This is a genomic window from Streptomyces sp. UH6 (genome assembly GCF_013421635.1).
In the GTDB taxonomy this organism is placed as follows: Bacteria; Actinomycetota; Actinomycetes; order Streptomycetales; family Streptomycetaceae; genus Streptomyces; species Streptomyces abyssomicinicus.
Genome location: NZ_JACADT010001443.1, coordinates 1 through 1,033, shown reverse-complemented (window position 1 = coordinate 1,033; position 1,033 = coordinate 1). Strand labels below are relative to the sequence as shown.

The 1,033-nt window shown below is 72.2% G+C and carries 1 protein-coding gene and 1 pseudogene; both read right to left on the bottom strand.

Going from position 1 to position 1,033, the window contains the following annotated elements; genetic code table 11:
- Positions 1–71 precede the first annotated feature (71 nt).
- A complete protein-coding gene (locus HW445_RS32465) occupies positions 72–797 on the bottom strand; it encodes a triacylglycerol lipase (RefSeq protein ID WP_180224323.1) in 726 nt (241 codons plus the stop codon).
- 116 nt (positions 798–913) lie between these two features.
- A pseudogene (locus HW445_RS34015) lies at positions 914–1,033 on the bottom strand (GNAT family N-acetyltransferase); the annotation flags it as partial.

Below are 1,033 nucleotides of genomic sequence, written 5' to 3'. Positions count from 1 at the left end.
CGCACCCCCGCGCACCGGCAGGGCCCGGCCCCCTCGACCGGGGAGCCGGGCCCTTCGCGTGCCGCCGCACGTCAGGCGACGAAGTCCGCGATGTCGCCGAGCACGCCCGTGTCGGCGAGGAACCCGATGTGCGTGGTGCACAGCACCGCGTTGTTGTCGGCGCCGTCCAGCCGGGTGCTGGTGTAGGGGAGGATGATCCCGTCGCAGGCCGAGTACCAGGTGGCGTACTCGGTGGTGCCCGGCGTCTCGTCGCCCGAGGTGATCTGGGAGATGAACGAGGAGCCGGGGTACATCTGCTGGCAGGTCACGTAGATCAGACAGGCCCCGGCGTAGGTGGTGCCGTGGTTGGCGCCGGCGATCGACGCGAGGTGGCTGACGTGGCTGTGGCCGCCGAGCACCTTCAGGTAGTACTGGCTGACCAGGCCCCCCATCGAGTGGTTGACGATGGCGACCTTGCTCGCGCCGGTCCGCGACTTGACGTTCTGGACGAACGACGCGAGGCCCTGGGCGTTCTGGACGTTGTTCCCGTACGAGTTGTACTCGTAGGCGAACAGCCGGTCGGCGGACCAGCCCTGGGCGCGGAAGACCGACATGGCGGTGGTCCAGTTGGACGCGCTGCCGGTGTAGCCGTGCACGAAGACCACCGGGGTGCTGGTGCTCATCGGCGCGGCCTCGGCGGCCGTCGCCACCGCGCCCGCCGTGCTCGCCGGGGTCGCCGCGGTGGCGGGACCGGAGACGGTGAGGGCGATGGCGCAGGCGGCGAGGACGCCGAGAAGACGGCGCAGGGGGCGACGCATGTGTTCCTCCGGAGGTGAGGCGGGGGGCGGACGCCGTCAGGGTCCCGCCGCCCGTCCGGCCCCCGCATCGGCGAAGCGACCGGTGCCCACGGGAGCCCCTGCTCCGGCCGGCGGCCTCACAGGTCCTTGGCGAACCAGTGCTCGGCGTACACGCCGTCGTTGTGCGGCGGCGTCTCCCGGTACCCGAGGCGCGCGTACAGCGCCCTGGCCTCCACCAGATCGCTCCGGGTGTCCAG

Excerpts from the sequence above, each read along its gene's own strand:
- HW445_RS32465 (WP_180224323.1), bottom strand. The coding sequence starts at position 797 with ATGCGTCGCCCCCTGCGCCGTCTTCTCGGCGTCCTCGCCGCCTGCGCC.